The sequence below is a fragment of the Vitiosangium sp. GDMCC 1.1324 genome, from assembly GCF_003044305.1.
GTDB lineage: Bacteria > Myxococcota > Myxococcia > Myxococcales > Myxococcaceae > Archangium.
Window position 1 is genome coordinate 177,074 of the sequence record NZ_PZOX01000017.1, and the last position, 16,622, is coordinate 193,695.

The 16,622-nt window shown below is 68.8% G+C and carries 16 protein-coding genes; 12 read left to right on the forward strand and 4 right to left on the reverse strand.

The features are described 5' to 3' along the window. Positions 1 to 88 precede the first annotated feature (88 nt). Positions 89 to 1,231 (forward strand): family 16 glycosylhydrolase, encoded by a 1,143-nt coding sequence (locus DAT35_RS38990; protein WP_233261978.1) that lies wholly within the window; start codon positions 89 to 91, stop codon positions 1,229 to 1,231. Positions 1,232 to 1,282: 51 nt separating this feature from the next. On the opposite strand, the gene murI is transcribed toward DAT35_RS38990, so the two are convergent. After that, positions 1,283 to 2,101: a glutamate racemase gene (gene murI / locus DAT35_RS38995; RefSeq protein WP_108074352.1), complete on the reverse strand. Its 819-nt coding sequence runs from the start codon at positions 2,099 to 2,101 to the stop codon at positions 1,283 to 1,285. A 110-nt stretch (positions 2,102 to 2,211) separates the two neighbouring features. Then, the gene (locus DAT35_RS39000; protein WP_108074353.1) at positions 2,212 to 3,258 is read right to left on the reverse strand and encodes a hypothetical protein; all 1,047 of its coding nucleotides are present in this window, start codon (positions 3,256 to 3,258) and stop codon (positions 2,212 to 2,214) included. 180 nt (positions 3,259 to 3,438) lie between these two features. Here DAT35_RS39000 and DAT35_RS39005 point away from each other — a divergent pair, with 180 nt between their 5' ends. The 10 genes from DAT35_RS39005 to DAT35_RS39050 all read left to right on the forward strand — a co-directional run bounded on the left by DAT35_RS39005 (position 3,439) and on the right by DAT35_RS39050 (position 12,829). Beyond that, the gene (locus DAT35_RS39005) at positions 3,439 to 4,146 is read left to right on the forward strand and encodes a MotA/TolQ/ExbB proton channel family protein (RefSeq protein ID WP_108074467.1); all 708 of its coding nucleotides are present in this window, start codon (positions 3,439 to 3,441) and stop codon (positions 4,144 to 4,146) included. Positions 4,147 to 4,158: 12 nt separating this feature from the next. Next, positions 4,159 to 4,614, forward strand: a complete 456-nt coding sequence (gene tolR, locus DAT35_RS39010) for a protein TolR (RefSeq protein WP_108074354.1) — start codon at positions 4,159 to 4,161, stop codon at positions 4,612 to 4,614. Between the two features lie 3 nt (positions 4,615 to 4,617). After that, positions 4,618 to 5,397 carry an energy transducer TonB gene (locus tag DAT35_RS39015; protein WP_108074355.1) on the forward strand — a complete coding sequence of 260 codons (780 nt, stop codon included), beginning with the start codon at positions 4,618 to 4,620 and terminating at the stop codon, positions 5,395 to 5,397. Further along, entirely contained in the window at positions 5,394 to 6,674 is a 1,281-nt protein-coding gene (locus DAT35_RS39020) for a PD40 domain-containing protein (protein WP_108074356.1), read from the forward strand. The genes DAT35_RS39015 and DAT35_RS39020 overlap by 4 nt, the downstream gene beginning before the upstream one ends. Positions 6,675 to 6,725: 51 nt before the next feature. Continuing rightward, positions 6,726 to 7,910, forward strand: coding sequence for an aminotransferase class V-fold PLP-dependent enzyme (locus DAT35_RS39025; RefSeq protein ID WP_108074357.1), 1,185 nt, complete (start codon positions 6,726 to 6,728; stop codon positions 7,908 to 7,910). Between the two features lie 14 nt (positions 7,911 to 7,924). Beyond that, positions 7,925 to 8,854, forward strand: a complete 930-nt coding sequence (locus DAT35_RS39030; RefSeq protein WP_108074358.1) for a Ppx/GppA phosphatase family protein — start codon at positions 7,925 to 7,927, stop codon at positions 8,852 to 8,854. Beyond that, positions 8,851 to 10,110 carry an MFS transporter gene (locus DAT35_RS39035; protein WP_108074359.1) on the forward strand — a complete coding sequence of 420 codons (1,260 nt, stop codon included), beginning with the start codon at positions 8,851 to 8,853 and terminating at the stop codon, positions 10,108 to 10,110. Before DAT35_RS39030 ends, DAT35_RS39035 begins: the two co-directional genes overlap by 4 nt. Positions 10,111 to 10,255: 145 nt before the next feature. Further along, positions 10,256 to 10,555: a hypothetical protein gene (locus tag DAT35_RS39040; RefSeq protein ID WP_108074360.1), complete on the forward strand. Its 300-nt coding sequence runs from the start codon at positions 10,256 to 10,258 to the stop codon at positions 10,553 to 10,555. Between the two features lie 42 nt (positions 10,556 to 10,597). Beyond that, positions 10,598 to 11,668, forward strand: coding sequence for an NADH:flavin oxidoreductase/NADH oxidase (locus tag DAT35_RS39045; RefSeq protein ID WP_108074361.1), 1,071 nt, complete (start codon positions 10,598 to 10,600; stop codon positions 11,666 to 11,668). A gap of 48 nt (positions 11,669 to 11,716) precedes the next feature. After that, complete coding sequence (locus tag DAT35_RS39050) at positions 11,717 to 12,829, forward strand: kelch repeat-containing protein (RefSeq protein ID WP_108074468.1); 1,113 nt, start codon at positions 11,717 to 11,719, stop codon at positions 12,827 to 12,829. 29 nt (positions 12,830 to 12,858) lie between these two features. Here DAT35_RS39050 and DAT35_RS39055 read toward each other — a convergent pair whose 3' ends face one another. Then, positions 12,859 to 13,641, reverse strand: a complete 783-nt coding sequence (locus DAT35_RS39055; protein ID WP_108074362.1) for an arylamine N-acetyltransferase — start codon at positions 13,639 to 13,641, stop codon at positions 12,859 to 12,861. Between the two features lie 69 nt (positions 13,642 to 13,710). On the opposite strand from DAT35_RS39055, the gene DAT35_RS39060 reads away from it, so the two are divergent. Continuing rightward, a complete protein-coding gene (locus tag DAT35_RS39060; protein WP_108074363.1) occupies positions 13,711 to 14,283 on the forward strand; it encodes a hypothetical protein in 573 nt (190 codons plus the stop codon). A gap of 47 nt (positions 14,284 to 14,330) precedes the next feature. On the opposite strand, the gene DAT35_RS39065 is transcribed toward DAT35_RS39060, so the two are convergent. Next, positions 14,331 to 16,589 carry a hypothetical protein gene (locus DAT35_RS39065; RefSeq protein ID WP_108074364.1) on the reverse strand — a complete coding sequence of 753 codons (2,259 nt, stop codon included), beginning with the start codon at positions 16,587 to 16,589 and terminating at the stop codon, positions 14,331 to 14,333. Positions 16,590 to 16,622: the final 33 nt, after the last annotated feature.

The window sequence follows — 16,622 nt, forward strand, 5'->3', positions numbered from 1 at the left end:
CGGAAACCAGAAGCCCGCAGCACATGAGGAGAGCACGATGCGTGGAAGTCAGTCAGTCGGAGTGAGAGGAGCGCTCGCGGCGCAGTGTATGGTGGTAGCGCTCGCGCTGCTGTTCACGATGGACGCCAGGGCAGCGACGTCGGGCTACACGATCACGTCGGCCTCCAGCATCCGGTTCTACGTGAATGACGCGCCCTGGGCCGACCTGCACTACCAGATCAACGGTGGAACGCAGCTCAACTACCGGATGGCGGTCAGCGGCACCAACAACACGTACGACGTGACGGGAGTGCCGAGCGGCGCGACGGTTCGCTATTTCTTCACGATCGGCAACTCCTCCGGCGGCGCCACGGACACGGCGTGGGCGCAGTTCACCATGACCGGGAGCGGGGGCGGAGGAGGGACTGGCACCTGGGCGGTGGTGTGGGAAGACACCTTCAGTGGCACCGGCCAGCCCAATGCCGCCAACTGGAACTACCACGTGGGCAACGGCTTCAATCAGGGGAGCTTCGTCGGCTGGGGCAATGGGGAGTGGGAGTGGTACCGGCCCGAGAACGCCTACCAGCAGAACGGCAACCTCGTCATCCGCGCGGATTACACGACGTCGCCCCTGGTCGTGGGCGGCCGCAACTGGTACCAGCGCTCCGCGCGCATCACGACGAAGGGCAAGAAGTCGTGGACGTTCGGACGCATCGAGGCCCGGATCGCGATGCCCAACGCCATCGGCACCTGGCCCGCGTTCTGGATGATGGGCACCGCGTGCGATGACGGCTACACCAGCAACTACGCCGCGCCGCAGTCCTATTACGACGTGATGGCGACCAACTGGTCCAGCTGCGGCGAGATCGACATCATGGAGCACAAGAACAGCGACACCAACACGTACCAGAACCTGTTCTGGGACTCTCGGACCGGTCTCTTCCCGTGGGGGGACGGTCTGAACAACCAGCAGCCCAGCAACATCTACGTGGGGAACGTCACCCAGTTCCACCTGTACACGATTGAGTGGGAGCCGACCCAGATCCGCTGGTACGTCGACCGTGACACGAACCCCTCGCCGGTCCACACGGTGGACATCACGGCCGCCAACAAGGAGGAGTTCCAGAAGCCGTTCTACGTCATCCTGAACCTGGCCCTGAGCGGCCAGTTCACCGGGAATGCCCAGCCCAACCAGGCCGACTTCCCGCTGTACATGTACGTCGACTACGTGAGGGTGTGGCAGAAGCAGTAGCAGGGAGCACCAGGGGGCTGGGCATCGAAAAGCCTCGCCCCCCCGCCACGCTCAGAAGGACAGGTCCACCTGCTCCGCGGAGTGGATGGGGCGCCCGAGGAACCGCGCCCCCACCTCCACGAAGCGCTCCGGCACGTCCGTCACGAAGTACTGGTGTGTGGGCTCTCCGCCCGCGTGCGCCAGCAGCCCCTGCTCCTCCAGCAGCGCCGCCACCACCTCGGCGGTGGCCTCGGCCGAGTCCACCAGCTCCACCTGTGGCCCTACGGCCTCGGCGATGACGTCCTTGAGCAGCGGGTAGTGGGTGCAGCCCAGCACCAGCGTGTCCACCCCGCTCCGGGCGAAGTCCGCCAGGTAGTCGCGCGCCACCAGCCGGGGCACGTCTCCCGCCAGCCACCCCTCCTCCGCCAGCGGAACGAAGAGCGGACAGGCCCTCGCCTTCACCTTCACGCCGTCAGCTCCGGCCGCCGCCTCCAGCTCGCGCTGGTAGGCCCCCGAGCGGATGGTGCCCGGCGTCCCGATGACCCCCACGCCGCCGCCCCGCGTCCGCCGCAGGGCCGCCCGCGCTCCCGGGGCGATCACCCCCACCACCGGCACCGGCAGCGCCGCCGACAGCGCCGGCAGCGCCACCGAGGAGGCCGTGTTGCACGCCACCACCAGCAGCTTGATGCCGCGCTCCAACAGGAAACCCGCGTTCTTCAGCGAGTAGCGCGTCACCACCTCGCCGGACTTGGTGCCGTAGGGCACTCGCGCGGTGTCACCCAGGTAGACGGTGCTCTCGTGCGGGAGGTGGGACATCAGCGCCTTGAGGACCGTGAGCCCTCCGACGCCTGAATCAAAAACCCCAATGGGACTGTGGCTGCCTTGCCGCATACCCGGGGCTCCTATCACGTTTGATGCCAACCCCATGCGCCCGCCCGCAAAGCAAGGAGGGCCGAGGCTTGTGCCCCGGCCCTCCAGACAGCAGGCAGGCGAGCTGCCGACTAGTACGGGGTGAGGGTGATGGTGGTGGCGGTGTCCGACTTGTTCTTCTGCTCGAAGGCCCTCACCGTCATGAGGGTCGGGGCGTCCTCGTTGGTGTAGGCGACGGTCGAGCCCCTCATGCCGCGGATGTACACCTGGTAGCTGCCCGGCTTGAGGAACTGGTAGAGGATGGGAGCGCCCGTGCAGGGCTGCGGGTCACCGGAATCGCCGTAGACGAGCTTGCCGCTGCTGTCACGCAGGTTGATGGTCATCCCCGTGAGACCCGCCTCGGAGCAGCTGCGCAGCTGATAACCATCCCACAGCTCCCAGCGCAGCGAGATGCCACCCACCTCGTAGAACGCGAACGACGCGGAGATGGGGTTGCCCGAGATCGTGGTGAAGGTGCCCTTGCTGTTGTAGAGCGGCATCCCGTCCCGGCCCGCCCGATCCCGGCCATAGGCGACGAGCTCGATGGTGTGGTTGCCCGGGCTCAGGTAGGGCGACGGCACTCCACTGCTGCCCATGCCCTCCGCGCAATTCAGGTCGACCCAGGCACCCCCGTCGATGCTGGCCTTGATCGAGGTCACGTTGGCCTGCGAGCAGGACGGGTTGGAGCTGGAGGTGTTGGGCGGGAAGTACCAGGAGACATACGCGTAGGACTGGCCGTTGGGCGTGAGGTCGATGTTCACCCGCACGTTCCCGTTCACCGTGAACCTGTCACTGCCCATGAAGAGCAGCTCGTTGCTGTAGCCGTAGGCCTTGATGGTGAAGTTGTAGGTACCGGGCGCGAAGTCGTGCAGGACGATGCCGTCCACTCCCGCGGTGTTACAGGCGTAGACGCCGCCGTTGTACAGGGTCTCTCCGGGGATGGAGATCTGGATGTTCTTCACGTTCGGCTCGTCCGCGCACCGGCCGTTGGGCGCGAACGTCCACAGGAACGTCACGTCACCCGGCTGGGCGGGGGGAGGCGTGTTGCAGCAGGGACCATCATCACCGTGGTCGACGATGATGCAGCCCGTGCTGAGGGAGGCGAGACAGAGGAATGCGGCGAGCAATCTGGCGTTCATGGGGCGTCCTCGATTGTGGCCCATCGGGGAAAGGGAGCGGGCATCCGGCCCTACACACAACCCCTCGGACGCCCGCTCCGGGAATTTATTCAATGTCCGGGATCAGCAGCCAGCCGACCCCCCCACCCCCCAGGTTTGTTTGACCACCCTCTACCCAGGTGCTACGGCCAGACCCCCATGTTGATGCCCCGATTTCCCCTGGCGCTCGGCGCCATGAACTACCTGCAGATCCTCCGTGACGCCTCCTTCCTGGAGCTGGGCGTCCTGGGCCTGCTCATGGTCGTTTCGGTGGCGTCCTGGGCGCTCATCGTCCTCAAGCACACCCAGCTGTCCCGCGCCCGGACGCAGTCCCTGGCCTTCCTCGACTCCTTCTGGAAGGCGTCCCGGCTGGAGACCATCTACCAGGATGCCCAGAAGCTGGAGGCCTCGCCGCTGTCCAAGGTGTTCTCCGCCGGCTACGAGGAGCTCTCCAAGCTGGCCCAGACCAAGGAGGGCTCGGAGGGCGCCATGAGCGAGCGGCTCGGCGGCATCGAGAACGTGGAGCGGGCGCTCAACCGGGCCTCCACGGCCCAGCTCATGGACCTGGAGTCGCGGGTGAGCTTCCTGGGCACCGTGGGCGCGGCCTCGCCCTTCGTGGGCCTGTTCGGCACGGTCATCGGCATCCTCAACGCCTTCAACTCCATCGCCGAGCAGGGCAACGCCACCCTGGCCACGGTGGCGGCCCCGGTGGGCAACGCGCTGTTCGCCACGGCGGCCGGCCTGTTCGCCGCCATCCCCGCGGTGGTCGCCTACAACTCGTTCGTCAGCCGCATCAAGGTGTTCGACACGGAGATGGCCAACTTCTCCGCGGACTTCCTCAACATCATCAAGCGGCACTTCTTCCGCTAGGGGACACGCGCCATGGGCATGGGCTCCAATCGCGGCGGCGGCCGCGTCACCATGAGTGAAATCAACGTCACGCCCATGGTGGACGTGATGCTGGTACTGCTCATCATCTTCATGGTGACCGCACCCCTCATCCAGCAGGGCGTGAAGGTGAACCTCCCGGAGGCCAAGGCCGCCCCGGTGGAGGCCGCCGAGAAGAAGCTGGTGCTGTCCATCGACGCGCAGCGGCGCATCTACATCGGCGAGGCCGAGGTGCCCGTGGACGAGCTGGAGAAGAAGCTGGCCAGCAACGCCAAGGCGCAGGCGGACAAGGAAGTCTATCTGCACGCGGACCGGGACGTGCCCTATGGCGTGGTGGTGGACGTGATGGCCGCCGCGCAGCGCGCCGGCATCACCAACGTGGGGATGATCACGGACCCCACGGGCGGGGGCCGGGCGTCCAACAAGGGCAAGAAGGAGGCTCGGCGCTAGCCCATGAACCCGGCCTACAACAACCAGAGCCTGCTCGCCCCGAGGCGCTCGCGCCTGGGGCGATTCCTCGGAGTGTCCCTGGCGGGGCATGCCCTGGTGTTGCTCGCCGTGGGGCTGTACTCCACCTTCTTCGAGGGCCCCCGGGTCCAGTTGGATCAGAAGCCCATCCGCGCCACGCTGGTGCGCCTGGGCAAGCCCCGTGACGAGAAGCTGCTGCCTCGCAAGGAGCAGCCGCCTCCGCCTCCACCCAAGAAGGTGGATGCCCCGCCCTCCCCCACCCCCGCTCCGCCCGAGCCGCCCAAGGTGGCCGTGCCCGTGCCCGGGGTGAAGCCCGCCCCCGCTCCCACTCCCGCTCCCCAGAAGGGCGAATCCAAGGGCGAGGACCGGCGCAACCGGCTCTTCGGCGCCTTCGACAAGCTCTCCAAGTCCTCGAAGCCAGAGGAGGAGCTGGAGGGCGCCGAGGACGGCGACCCGAACGGCGACTCGGCCACCGCCGAGGGCGAGCGCTACTTCGGTCTGCTCTCCTCGCAGGTGCGCCGCCACTACAACGTCGCGGACACCATCCCCGACAGCGAGCGCCTGTACCTCAAGGCCCAGGTGGCCATGCGCCTCAACCGCACCGGAGAGGTCATCGAGGCGAAGCTGGCCAAGGCCAGCGGCAATACCCTCTTCGACTCGGCCGTGCTGGCCGCGGTGAAGAAGGCCTCTCCCTTCTCTCCTCCCCCCGACCATCTACGGGACACGCTGCAAAAGAGCGGCATCGTCCTGGAGTTCAGCCCGTGAACGCGAAAGCCCTTCTCCTCTCGCTCGTCCTCCTGCCGCTCGCGGCCCTCGCACAAGCCCCCGTCATCCAGATCTCCGGCGCCAACTTCCGGCCGCTGCCCCTGGCCGTCCCCACCCCGCTGGTGCAGGGCGAGGAAGCCAAGGCCTCCACCCAGGAGGTGGACGACACGCTGATGTATGACCTGCGTGCCTCCGGCCTCTTCCAGGTGCTGGACCGGGGCAGCTTCCTCGCGGACCCGAAGGAGGGCATGGCGGCGGGCAGCATCAACTTCTCGCGCTGGGCCGACGTGGGCGCCGAGTCGCTGGTGAAGTACACGCTGGCCCGCGACAACGGCGCGCTGAAGGCCGAGGCCCGCTTGTTCAACGTGGGCTCCGGCCGCGAGGACTTCAAGACGACCCAGAGCGCCGCGGAGCCTCGCGTGCTGGCCCACAAGGTCGCCGACGCCATCTACCGCTTCTACACCCGCGAGCCGAGCCCCTTCCTCTCGCGCATCACCTACGTGCGCAAGACGGGCAGCAACAAGGACGTCTGGGTGGCGGACTGGGACGGTAGCAACGCGAAGCAGTTGACCCGCGGCGGCATCAACCTGCTGCCGGCGCTCGGGCCGAACGGTCTGGTGGGCTACACCTCGTACCAGCAGGGCAAGCCGGACCTGTACATCCAGAAGCCGGGCGGCGACACCGTGCACCTCAAGACGTCCGAGGGGCAGATGGCCACCGGCATCGCCTTCTCGCCGGATGGCAAGCGCATCGCCTACGCGCTGGCCGATGGTGAGAGCGCTCAGATCTGGGTGGCCGAGGTGGATGGAGACAACGCCAAGCCGCTCACCGACACGCGCTTCGGCATCAACACCAGCCCCGCGTGGTCGCCGGATGGCAAGCGCATCGCCTTCGTGTCCAACCGGGGCGGCTCGCCGCAGGTGTACGTGATGAACGCGGATGGCTCGGGCGTGCGCCGGCTCACCTTCCAGGGCAACTACAACCAGACGCCCGACTGGTCTCCCCGTGGGGACCTCATCGCCTTCACCGCCCGCGACGAGCGCAACGCGTTCGACCTCTTCACCGTCAACGTGGAGAACGGCAAGGTGACCCGCCTCACCCAGGACCAGGCGAACAACGAGGAGCCCACCTTCTCGCCCAACGGCCGCCTCATCCTCTTCAGCTCCACGCGCAATGGCCCCGCCCAGCTCTTCGTGATGACGGCGGATGGCAACAACCAGGTGCCGCTGCCATCGCAGGACAAGGCCCCGCTCACCACGCCCGACTGGGGCCGGTGATTCCAGGCACGCGTTGACATGGCCCCGGGGCCCGGCATTGTGCCCCGTGCCATGGACGTCTCCCCCTTCCGCTCCCACTGGTCGCTCGACCCCGAGGTGACCTTCCTCAACCACGGCTCCTACGGCGCCTGCCCCACTCGGGTGCTCGAGGAGCAGTCCCGGCTTCGCGCCCGCATGGAGGCCGAGCCCGTCCGCTTCCTCCACCGCGAGCTCGAAGCCCTGGCCGACTCGGCCCGCGCGGCGCTCGGAAGCTTCCTGGACGCGGACCCGGATGACCTCGCCTTCGTCAACAACGCCACCACGGGCGTCAACACCGTGTTGCAGTCGCTGCGCTTCGCCCCCGGCGACGAGCTGCTCACCACCGACCACGAGTACAACGCCTCCAAGAACGCGCTCGACTTCGTGGCCAGCCGCTGGGGCGTGAAGGTCGTCGTGGCGAAGCTGCCCTGGCCCGTCTCCTCCTCTCAGTCCGTGGTGGACGCGGTGCTCGCCCACGTCACCGAGCGCACCCGTCTCCTGCTCATCGACCACGTCTCGAGCCAGACCGCGCTCGTGCTCCCCATCGCCTCCCTCATCCGGGCGCTACGTGAGCGGGGCGTGGAGACGCTCGTGGACGGCGCTCACGGGCCCGGACAGGTGCCCCTGTCCCTGCGCCAGCTCGGCGTCGCGTACTACACGGGCAACTGCCACAAGTGGCTGTGCGCTCCCAAGGGCGCTGCCTTCCTCTACGTCCGCCGGGACTTGCAGCCGGGCATCCGCCCCGTCGTCATCAGCCACGGGTACAACTCGCGGCGCGAGGACCGCTCCCGGTTCCGCCTGGACTTCGATTGGATCGGCACGGACGACCCCACTCCGTTCCTCTGTGTTCCGAAGGCCCTCGAGGTGGTGGGTGGCATGCTTCCCGGCGGCTGGCCCGAGGTCATGGCCTCCAACCGCTCCAAGGCGCTGGCGGCGCGCGCCTTCCTGTGTCAGCGGTTCGGCGTGGCCCCCCACTGCCCCGAGGACATGATGGGCTCCATGGCCACCGTCCCCCTCCCGGATGGCTTCCCGGCACGGCCCTCGGCGCTCGGGTTGGACCCGCTCCAGGACCGGCTCCTCTTCGAGCACCACATCGAAGTGCCCATCGTCCCCTGGCCCCGGCCGCCGCACCGTCACGTCCGCGTGTCCGCCCAGCTCTACAACTCGCACGGGGAGTACCAAAGGCTGGCCGAGGCTTTGGAGGCGCTGCTGCGCTGAGTAAGCTCCGGCGGATGCCTCGTTACGCCACCATCGACGTGGGGACCAACTCGGTCCTCCTGCTCGTCGCCGACCGCCAGCCCGACGGCCGCTTCCACGCCGTGCAGGAGCGCGCCGAAATCACCCGCCTGGGCCGCGGCGTGGACAAGAGCCGCCGCCTCTCGCCCGAGGGCATGGAGGCCACCCTCCAGGTCCTGTCCGACTTCGCCAACGAGGCGCGGCGCCTGGGCGCGGAGGCCATCGCCGTGTCCGCCACCAGCGCCGCACGCGACGCGGAGAACGGTGCCGAGTTCCTCTCCGCCGCCAAGGCCCGCGCCGGTGTGACGGTGGACATCATCTCCGGCGAGCTGGAGGCACAGCTCTCCTTCACCTCGGCCTATACCGACTTCGGGCGCGAGGCCTCCGGGCCGCTGGTGGTGGTGGACATCGGCGGCGGCTCCACCGAGTTCATCTACGGCGACACCCAGGGCCGCGTGTCCTTCCGGCACAGCTTCGACGTGGGCTCGGTGCGCATGACCGAGCGCTACGTGCACTCGGACCCGCCCACCGCCGAAGACCGCGCCCGCGTGGAGTCCCACCTGAGCCAGACGTTCTCCGCGCTGCCCCCCTGCCCTCCAGGCGCACGGCTCGTGGGCATCGCCGGCACGGTGACGACGCTCTACGCCGTGCAGCACGCCATCGACCCGTATGACTCCGAGCTCGTGCACGGTGGCACCCTCACGCTCGTCCAACTGGAGGCGCTCGCGGACAAGCTGTGCCGGCTGCCCCTCGCCGAGCGCCAGAAACTCCCCGGCCTCCAGCCCAAGCGCGCGGATGTGATTCCCTCCGGAGCCCTCATCCTCGTCGAGGGCCTGCGGGCACTCGGGCTCGAGCGCTGCCTCGTGAGCGACCGGGGCCTGCGTTGGGGTCTGCTCGCGCACCGTTTCGGAGCCCCCCAACCATGAGTACCCCCGCCGCCGTGGCCGAGCCCTCCCTCCCCGCCTCCTCCGCCGCGCGCACCGGCTATTACGCGCTGCTCATCCTCACACTCATCAACCTGGTCAACTACCTCGACCGGTACATCGTCACGGTCGCGCTGCCCCACATCCAGCGCGACTTCCAGCTCGACGACACCCAGTCGGGACTGCTGGGCAGCTTCTTCATCATCGTGTTCATGCTGGCCTCGCCGCTGGGCGGGTTCCTCGGGGACCGCGTCCCCCGGCGCTACCTGGTGGCCGCCGGTGTGCTGCTGTGGAGCCTGGCGACGGGCGCCTCGGGACTGGCCACCAGCTTCGCCGTGCTGATGGTGGCGCGGGCCGCCGTGGGCATCGGCGAGGCGGGCTACGGTGCGGTGGCCCCGTCCATCATCTCCGACCTCTTCCCGCGCGAGCAGCGCACGCGGGTGCTGTCCTTCTTCTACATCGCCATCCCCGTGGGAGCGGCGGCGGGCTACGGGCTGGGTGGGTGGCTGAGCGAGGCCTACTCCTGGCACGTGGCCTTCTTCGCCGGCGGCGCGCCGGGCCTGGTGCTGGGCGTGCTGGCCTTCTTCATGCCCGAGCCCCAGCGCGGCGCCATGGACGGGCCCGAGGCGCAAGCGAAGCTGCCCTTCCTGGTGGGCCTCAAGGGACTGGCGCGCAACACGGCCTTCTGGTGGACCACGTCGGGCTACACGCTGATGACGTTCGCCATCGGCGGGCTGGCCTTCTGGCTGCCCACCTTCCTCGTGCGCGAGCGCGCGATGACGTCGGACAAGGCGGGCTTCCTCTCGGGAGCCGTCACCGCCCTGGCCGGACTGCTGGGCACCGTGGCGGGAGGCTGGCTGGGCGACAAGATGGACCAGCGGATGCCGGGTGGCGGTCTGCGCATGTCGGGCGTGGGGCTGCTGCTCGCGGCGCCGCTCATGTACCTGTCGGTGCAGGTCCACTCGCTCGTGCCGATGTTCGCCGTCATCTTCCTGGCGCAGTTCCTCATCTTCCTCAACAGCGGCCCCATCAACGCGGCCATCGTCAACGGCGTGCCCCCGGCATTCCGCGCCTTCGCCATGGGGCTCAACGTGCTGTGCATCCACCTGCTCGGAGATGCCATCTCGCCGGCCGCCATCGGCAAGCTGGCCGACGTCGCCAGTCTGGGCCTCGCCATCGAGCTCAATGCCCTGCCGGTGCTCCTGGGTGGCATCGCGCTGCTGATCGCCGGCAAGCTGTTCAAGCACGTCACGGCTTGAGCCATCGCGGCTTCGCACGCCCGGCTGTCGGGTGGCCGGGCGTCCCCGCGTGAGGGCCACTCGCGGGGAATCACCGAGCCCACGAGGACACTCTGCCTCGGGTATCATGCGCAATTCCGTACAGGGGGCTGGTTTGGAGAACGCAGTGACACAACCGACCCGAATCCGTCTCACCCTCTGCAAGGGAGCCCTGGCCCAGCTCTTCCCCCACCTCGGCACGCAGCCCCACGCGCTGCACGTGGTGTCGTTCACGAATGGCTATGCCGCCAGCCTGCGGCAGTTGCTCACCGCGCACTACGGCATCCCCCACGTCGAGGTCCACGTTCGCCCCGAACAGATCGGCCGGATGCAGCTCGTCCTCGACGGCCGAGGTGTCGACGGAGATGCAGAGCGCGAGAGAATCTGGGACATCGCGCGCAAGGCGTCCCAGTATGCCTACGCCTGAGCCGGGCTCCTTCCGGCTCGACGTCGACATGCTGGAGGACCCATGGCCAGCCTGCTGTTCACTCCCCTGCGCCTGCGTGGAGTGACATTCAGGAACCGCATCGCCGTCTCACCCATGTGCCAGTACTCGAGCGAGGATGGCTTCGCCAATGACTGGCACTTCGTCCACCTGGGCAGCCGGGCTGTCGGAGGCGCGGGGCTCGTGATGACCGAGGCCACCGCCGTCGAGGCCATCGGGCGCATCTCGCCGCAGGACCTCGGCCTCTGGAAGGACGAGCACATCGCGCCGCTCGAGCGCATCGTGCGCTTCATCCATGACCACGGAGCCGTGGCCGGCATCCAGCTCGCGCACGCCGGGCGCAAGGCCTCCACGGTGCGGCCCTGGGAAGGTGGCGGGCCCATCGCGCCCACCGCGAAGGACGGATGGAAGCCCGCCGGGCCGAGCCCCATCCCCTTCGATGAGGGCTACACGGTGCCGGAAGCGCTCGATGAGGCGGGCATCCAGCGCGTGACGCGGGCCTTCGTGGCCGCCGCCGAGCGCGCGCTGAAAGCGGGGTTCCGCCAGGTGGAGCTCCACGCCGCGCACGGCTACCTGCTGCATGAGTTCCTCTCGCCTCTGACCAACAAGCGCACCGACCGCTACGGAGGCTCGTTCGAGAACCGCGTGCGGCTCACCCGCGAGGTGGTGCAGGCCGTGCGCAAGCGGTGGCCCGAGGAGCTGCCCCTCTTCGTCCGCTTCTCCTGCACCGACTGGATCGAAGGAGGTTGGACCCTCGAGGACTCCGTCGCCCTCGCGAAGCTGCTGAAGCAGGACGGCGCGGACCTCATCGACTGCTCCTCGGGAGCCATCGTGCCTGGCGTGAAGATTCCCGCGGGGCCGGGCTACCAGACGCCGTTCGCCGAGCGCATCCGCCGCGAAGCCGGCATCCCCACCGGCGCCGTGGGCTTCATCCGCTCCTCGTTCCAGGCGGACCACCTCCTGCGCACAGAACAGGCGGACCTGGTCATCCTCGCGCGCGAGTTGCTGCGCGACCCGTACTGGCCCCTGCACGCCGCACGCGATCTCCACGCCATTGTCCCCTGGCCGCCGCAGTACGAGCGCGCTCAAGACTGAGCAAGCACGGCTGTGGCCGACAGCTCGTGGGCGAGCGAAGATGCGGGCATGTCCCGCTCCGAATCCTCCGCGCCCGCCGGCAGAGTCCCCTACTCCGGCCTCTGGCTCGATGACTTCAGCCTCGTCCCGGTTCCAGGCGGCGCGCTCCTCGCGGGCGGAGGGACGTGGCAGCGCGATGGCCTCGGCGCCGTGCCTCAAGTGTCCGATGGCGTGGCGTTCTGGGACTCCACGACACAGGACTGGCTCGAGCTCCCTCCCCTGCCCCATCCGAGGCAGAGCCATGCCGCGGTGGCCCTGCCCGACGGACGTGTGATGCTCATCGGAGGACGAGACCTCCAGGTCCCGGAGCTGGGAAGCACGCTCCTCTGGGAGCCGGGAACACAGCGCTTCCGGGAGGGACCTCCGCTCCTCAAGGCCCGGTCACACCCTATCGCCGTGGCACTCGCGGACGGCGCGGTGCTGGTGCTGGGCTCCGATTTCGATGACGACCTGGAGCGAGGGACTCGGGTGGAGCTGCTCCGGCCCGAAGCGAGCACCTGGGAACTCGCGGGGCAGACCGTGCGCATCTTCCACCCGGGGCCCGTGTGCGTGAGCGGCAACCGAGTGGTCATCGCGGGAGGCCGGGACAATGGCTTCGGCTTCGCCATCGTCGATGGGGTCCACCATGCGCCGCCTCTCGATCAAATGACCGAGCTCTGGGACCGCGACACCCGCGCATGGAAGATGGCGGGCGCCCTGACCCAGTCACGAGATGGCGCCCTGGGCGTTACGCTGAAGGACGGGCGGGTCCTCGTCGTGGGTGGCTGGGACAAGGGCCAGGTCCTGGCCACCGCGGAGGTGTGGAATCCCCGGACCGAGAGCTGGAGCCCGGCCGGAGAGCTCGCGCTCCCACGCTCCGGCTTCGCCCTGACGGCGCTCTCCGATGGACGCGCGGCGGTCTCCGGAGGGCTCGTGGACAGCGCGCTCGGCTCCGCGGAGACGGAGACGGTGGAGCTCTGGGACCCCACTCGAGGCCAGTGGTCCCCGGGCCCCTCGTTCGCGAGGTCACGCTCGGGGCACCAGCTCGTGGAGGTGGGAGCTGGCACCTTCCTCGTGGTGGGCAACACCCGGTTGCCGGACGGTGGCCTGGAGACCACCTGGGAGACCTGGCGACCCGGGTGAGGGGCTCTACCCGCCGCGCACGACAAGGCTCACGCAGGAGTAAACGGGAACAGGCCCAGGGAGCCACGAGGGACACCGAAGAGCTCGAGCAGGGCCTGTTCAGCCTCCTCCGCGCGCTCGAGCACCCGCACCTCGCGCTGCCCCGCCTCCGTGATGATGAGCCGCTGCCCGCTCAGGGTCACCCTTCCGGTGGCTGTCTTGCGCGAGCAGATCTGGTTCTTGAGGAAGAACGACTCGGGCGAGGTCTGGTGGAAGCGGCACATCTCCGAGAAGTCCTGCAACTGCCTCGGCACGCGCGTGAACACGTAGTGGAGCTTCCACGTCCCGTCCGGTTGCTCTTGAGTGAGCCGCCAATCGTCCCCGCGCTGCTCCAGGCGGAACATCTGCCCTTGTGAGGCCCACTGCCCCGGAGCGAGCGGAAGCGGCTCCGCGAAGGAATCCCCGAAGCCCACGTCGACGAGCCAGGGCCCGTCCAGCGTGATCTCCAGGAGGAGGTGATCGAACTCGGGGCCTCTATCATGGATGCCATCCTGGGAGACCCGCCCGGAGAGGTATGTCACCTGGAAGCCCAGAGCGCGCAGGAGCAAGGCGAACAGGCCGTTCAGCTCGTAGCAGAACCCGCCGCGGCGCCGCCGGACGACCTTGTCGAAGAAGGCCTCTTCGTCGAGGACGATGGGACGCCGGGCATGGATATCGAGGTTCTCGAAGGGAACGGACTCGAGGTGCCGCAGGTGCAGCGCGCGCAAGGTCTCCAGCGTGGGCTCGAGAGGCCCCTCGTAACCGATCCGCTGCAGGTACTGACCGACGTCCATGGCTCCCCCGAAACCGGCGTGAAGGTTCTGCGCGAAGTATAGGCGAGATGAGACGGATAGACTGAGATCATGCACGAGTCCGCCACGCCTCAATCCGGCCTCTCCCCCAATGAGCCGGAGGTCCCATCGCTCTCCGAGGAAGCTCGTGTGCCATGCGAGCGCTGCGGCACCTTCCTCCTGGGAGCACCCAGGAAGATCGGCCCGCGACGGGTCTGTAAGGCGTGCGCCCGGTTACTGCGCGACGAGATCGCGCTCTACCCCACCGGGTATATCTACGTGTGGGGCATCCTCATCAACGTCACCTTCGCGGGCATCTTCGCCGCCATCAACTGGAAGCGGCTGGGGAACAGGACCCGGATGTGGAACGCGGTCATCGTGGCCGTGTGCGGGGTGGTGTGGACCCTGATCGCCATCAACCTGCCGAACATTGCGTGTGCGGGATTCATCATCAACCTCATCGGCACCCGCATCGCGGCCCAGACGCTGGATGAGGAGTACGAGCGGCACAAGAAAGAGGGAGGCGCCCGCGCCAGTCTGCTCTGGCCCGTCATCATCTCCCTGGGCGCCATGATGCTGCTGGTAGTAGCCATCTTCGCCATCGCGGCACTCACCCCCGGCGGCTTACTCCCGGAGATTGATTAGCCAGTAGGAGCTTGAACGCGAATGAGCTCAGGACAGGCCGTGGCGCTTCATCGCCCGGTCTTGCGCACTGAAATCTCGACGACGAAGTCCGGACCCCGCTCGGCGCCCGCCTCGGCACGCTCCAGCACCACGGGCCGGTCATCTCCGGCCCACAGGCCCAGCAAGTCGTAGGTCATCCACTGCGCCAGCGAGCGCGCCACCCGCTGCGCGCCCTCGCGTGGCACCGTCGAGAGCGAGCCCTGTGCATCCATCAGGCCCCGCACCAGCCGCGCGGGCACCATCCAGCACTCGGCGCGCAGCGAGGGCGGCACCAGGAACAGGCAGAAGGAGGACTCGCTCTGCCCGAGCAGCCCGTCCACCTGCTCCCGCCCGAGCCGGATGTTCGGCGCCCACTGCCCTTCCCCTCGCCGCTCCAGCTTCGTCGCCTGTACCAGCACCGCCCGCTTCGTCGTGAGGAACGAGTCGACCTCGACCTTCAGCACGAACGCCAGCTCCACTCCCGCGGGCCTCGGGTTCTCCGCGGCCGGCTCCCCTTCCACCGGCTCGCGGGTCCGCCGGTACTGGAGCTCCAACTCCAGCGGCACCGGCTGCCCCTGCGAGAGCAGGATCGACAGGTCCGAGCGGATGCTCTCGAACTCGTGCTTCAGGTCCTCGAGCAGCCGAGTGATGAGCCGGCCCTCGTCCTCGCGGAAGTGCTCCGGGTAGCGCGCGGAGAAGTCCCGCTCCACGCGGCTGAACGCGCCGAGCAGCAGCTCCTCCAGGTCCCTGTCTCGCAGCCACGTCCTGCCCCCGCCGAGCGTCATCGCCCCCGAGGCCCTCAGGTGGCGCAAGGCCCCCGTCAGCGTCGCGGGCGTCTGCGGCTCGGGAGCGGACTCGGGCCCCGCCGCGAGCCACGCGTTGATGGCCCGCACGCGGAAGCGCACGCGCGTGGACGGGTGCTCGCCCAGGCGGCGCAGCAGCCGCCGGTCCGTGGACGTCTTCACCAGCGAGAGCGTCACCAGCTCGGCCTCGGAGGCGGCCGCGTCCGGCGCACACCACAGGAAGAACTCGATGCCCGCCTTGCGGAGCACCGGCTTCTTCGCGAAGCGGCGCGTCACCTCCTGCCTCCACGCCGCCAGGTCGTCCGCTCCGGGCCGGTGCTCCGACTCGAAGCGGGGCCAGAGATCCGCGCACTCCTCGGACAGCCAGTACAGCGCCTCGGCCACGGGCAGCTCGCGCACCCGCTCGCGCGCCCGGTTCCGCCGCTCGAAGGAGTCCTCCGAGCCCTGGCGCAGCGCCACCCGGAAGATGCGCTCCTCCAACCACAGCAGCACGAGCGCCAGGCCCGGCTCCACCTCGGGCTTCAGGTGCTCCCAGCACTTGTCCGCCACGAGCCGGTGCCGCTCGAGGTCCTTGTCCTCGTGGATGCTGGCCACCAGCGCTTGCAGGGCGCCTCGCAGGCCCTCCACCGGCGCCTCGAAGTACGCCAGCAGCTCACTGAGGTTCTCGATGACGGCCAACGCTCCTCCCTCTTCGAGGTTCCTGGCGAGCAGCAGGCTCGCCCGGTTGCACCACCGCGTCTCCCGCTTGCCCTGCACGTAGCTGCCCAGGAAGCCGCGCAGCTCGCTCCGGCTGTCGGAGGCGGCCACGAGCTGGAAGAGCTTCTCCTCGAGGATGTCGCGGGACTCGCGCCAGGGAATCTTCGCCGCCCGCTCCCGGATGAAGCCCACCAGCTTGTCGCGGCCCTCGCGCAGGTACGGCAGCAGCGTCCGGAGCTGATCCAACCGTCCGATGACCCGCTTCTCCGAGCCCAGGAGGACCTTCAGGTCCACCTCCACGGTCTCGTTGAAGCGCAGCACCCTGCCGTCGAACGTGCAGCGCACGCCGCTCACCAGGGTCACCAGCTCCTCGGGGTGGCGCTTGAGGTAGCGGGATACGACCTTGGAGAGCTCGGCCTCCACCTGGCGCACGAGCGGCTCCACGGCCTCGCCCTGGCCCTCGCCCTTCAGCGCCTGGACGAGCTGCTCCTGCCGGGAGATGAGCCGCAGCAGCAGCTCCTTCGGGGCCTCCGAGTAGGGCCACAGCAGCTCGCCGCAGTGGACCAGCAGGAACAGCAGCTCGCCGGGAGAGCGGGCACCGGTGTCCAGCCGGGCCCAGGCGGCCCCCTGCGCCATCTCTCGCTCATCCAGGGTGGCGCTGCGCACCCACTCGGCGAGTTGCTCCGTCCACTGCGGACGCGACGACAGCACGGCGTCGGGCAAGGAGCCCGCCACCTGCTCATAGAGCGCCTGGATGGACTCAGGCCACTTGTCGTTGCCGGGAAGCATGTCGCGGTCGGTGTCCGGGGGCTCGAGCGCTCG